Here is a 3,142-nt window from a genome sequence, read left to right on the forward strand (position 1 = left end):
CTCGCCGAGACGGGGACGTACAACGTCAACCGGCTGACCCAGCTGCAGCCGTCCCTGCAATTCTATTCGACCAACCCGCGCAACTCGGCCGCCAACATCCGCGGCCTCGGCGCGCCGTTCGGGCTGACCAACGACGGCATCGAGCAGGGCGTCGGCATCTATGTCGACCAGGTCTATAACGCGCGCATCGCCGCGGCGACCTTCGACTTCACCGATATCGAGCGGATCGAGGTGCTGCGCGGGCCGCAGGGGACGCTGTACGGCAAGAACACCACCGCCGGCGCGATCAACGTCATCTCGCGGGCACCAAGCTTCACGCCAGAGGCGCGGGTCGAGCTGACCGGCGGCAATTACGACTTCTTCCAGGGCAAGGCGTCGGTGTCCGGGCCTCTGGTCGCCGACACGCTGGCGCTGCGGCTGTCGGCCTCGATCACCACCCGGCGGGGGACGATCTACAATACCCGGTTGAACGAATATCAGAACAGCCAGGACAATCAGAGCGTGCGCGGCCAGCTGCTGTGGCACGCGACGCCGACGCTGGACCTGACGCTGTATGGCGACTTCAACCGCCAGAACCCCGATTGCTGCGTGCAATATTACGCCCGCGTCGGTGCGACGCAGCGGCCGACCAACCGCCAGTACGCCGCGCTGACCGCCGCGCAGAACTATGCGGTGCCGTCGACCAATTCGTTCGACCGGGTCACCGACCTCGACACCCAGCCGATCGCGCGGCAGAAGATCGGCGGCACCTCGCTGGTCGCCAATCTCGACCTTGGCGGCGCGACGGTGACGTCGGTCAGCGCGTACCGGTTCTGGGACTGGGTGCCTAATAGCGACCGCGACTATATCGGCCTGCCGGTCACCACCGTGTCGGCCAACACGTCGCAGCAGTACCAGGTCTCGCAGGAACTGCGGGTCGCCTCCAACGGCACGCGCAAGATCGACTATGTCGCTGGACTGTTCTATTTCCACCAGATCGTCGACGTGCAGGGGCTGCAGGTCCAGGGTCCGGCGGCGAGCAAATATCTGCTCGCACCCTCGACCAACCCCGCCGCGGACAGCAACAACCCGGCGGTGCTCAACGGCCTGACCCAAACGGTGACCAGCTCGTTGCACAACACCAGTGCGGCCGGTTTCGGCACGCTGACCTGGCATGTCACCGACGCCTTCTCGATCGCGCCCGGCATCCGCGTCAACTACGACAAGAAGGACGCCGGCTATGTCGCGGTCATCACCACCGGCACCGGCGCGACCCTCAACTGCTCGGCGGCTGCGCAGGCGAACACGGTTGTGAAGGATCAGTGCGGCGTCCTCGCGCCGCAGGCCTACACGCCGCACCTCAGCAAGTGGAACGTCTCGGGCGACGTCACCGCCGCCTATACGGTGACGCCCGACATCCATGCCTATGCCACCTATGCGCGCAGCTACAAGTCGGCGGGCGTCAACCTGTCGGGCCTGCCGCTCGACGGCAACAACGATCCGATCCTCGCGTCGGCGACGGTCAAGCCGGAGAAGGTCGACCATTATGAGCTGGGCCTCAAGACCCAATTGCTCGACCGCCGCGCGACGGTGAACCTCGCCGCCTTCTGGACCAACATCTTCGACTATCAGGCGACGGTGAACAACAGCCAGTATGCGGTGTTGCGCGGCTACCTGTCCAACGCGGGCCAGGTCCGCTCACGCGGCATCGAGGTGGATTCGGCATTCCGCCCGACGCGTGCGCTCAACGTCTATGCCAACGGCACCTACACCGACGCCAAATATGTCCGCTTCGTCGATGCGCCATGCCCGCCCGAGCTGTCCGGCGGCACCGCGCAGGCGCTGACCAACGGCGTACCGACCGGCACCACCAGCCCCGCCGGCACCGCGGGCGGCATCAGCCCGGCGTCGTGCAACATCTCCGGCCAGGTGCTGCCGGGCGTCTCGCGCTGGGCGGCGTCGTTCGGCGGCGAATACGACCTGCCGGCGCGGCTGGTCGGCAGCGACGGACAATTCTACCTGGGTTATGACGGCAGCTATCGGTCGCACTTCTCGTCCAACCCGTCGCTGTCGGCGTACACGAACGTGCGCGGCTACTCGCTCAGCGACTTCCGGCTCGGCTTCAAGACCGCGCGGTTCAACGCCTTCGCCTGGGTGCGCAACGCCTTCGATCGCAACTATTACGAGGTGCTGGCGACCCAGTCGGGCAGCACCGGGCTGGTGGTCGGGCAGCCCGGCGACCCGCGCACCGTCGGCGGCACCGTCTCCAAGTCGTTCTGACGCTCGTCCCGCTGGCATGGCGTCGCCGGGAGCGGTAGGCGCGGGGGCATGTCGCTGTTTCCCCTGCGCCGCCGCGGGCCCGCCCCGGACCATAGGTTGCCGGCGGGGTTGCGGGTCTATGCGATCGGCGACGTCCATGGCCGCGACGACTGCCTGAGCCAGGTCGAGCGGCAGATCGGCGACGACCTCGCCCGCCGGCCGGTGGCGGGGGAGGCGTTGGTGATCTTCCTCGGCGACTATGTCGACCGCGGCCCGGGCACGCCAAGGGTGATCGAGCAGCTGGCGACCCATCGCTTTGCCGGGCTGCCGGCGCGCTGCCTGCTCGGCAATCACGAGGATGCGCTGCTCCGGTTCCTTGCCGACCCGGTCGCGGGGGCGGCGTGGCTCCATTGGGGCGGGCGCGCGACGGTGGCGAGCTATGGCGTCGATGCCGGCGACGACGCGACCGTCGCCGATCCGCGCCGGCTGGCGATCGCGCTGGCCGAGGCGATGCCGGCGGCGCATCTCGCCTTCCTGCGCGATCTGAAGGTGACCATCGAGCTTGGCGGCTTCCTGTTCGTCCATGCCGGCATCCGTCCCGGCGTCGCACTCGACCGGCAACGGCGCGAGGACCTGTTGTGGATCCGCGAGCCGTTCCTCGCCAGCACGCGGCCGGGGCCGCATCGCGTCGTTCACGGCCACACCATCGCCGAGGCGGTCGAACTGCTGCCGCAGCGGATCGGGGTCGATACGGGTGCCTATGCCACCGGCCGGCTGAGCTGCGTCGTGATCGAGGGGACGACGGCCGAGGTGCTGGCGTAACCCGGCATTGCCGCGCGGCACGCCCGCCCGTAAGCCGCGCGGACCATGACGCTCTACACCCGTTTCGCCGCGCATCTCGACG

General features: G+C 68.3%; 2 protein-coding genes. Both read left to right on the plus strand.

Translation table 11 applies throughout. From position 1 onward, the window contains the following. The coding region (locus tag HUU96_RS13805; RefSeq protein ID WP_174293325.1) for a TonB-dependent receptor at positions 1–2,259 on the plus strand (2,259 nt) is incomplete at its 5' end. A gap of 48 nt (positions 2,260–2,307) precedes the next feature. Then, positions 2,308–3,060, plus strand: coding sequence for a metallophosphoesterase family protein (locus tag HUU96_RS13810; protein WP_174293326.1), 753 nt, complete (start codon positions 2,308–2,310; stop codon positions 3,058–3,060). The last annotated feature ends 82 nt before the right edge of the window (positions 3,061–3,142 follow it).

Source organism: Sphingomonas bacterium, assembly GCF_903644135.1.
Classification (GTDB): Bacteria; Pseudomonadota; Alphaproteobacteria; order Sphingomonadales; family Sphingomonadaceae; genus Sphingomonas.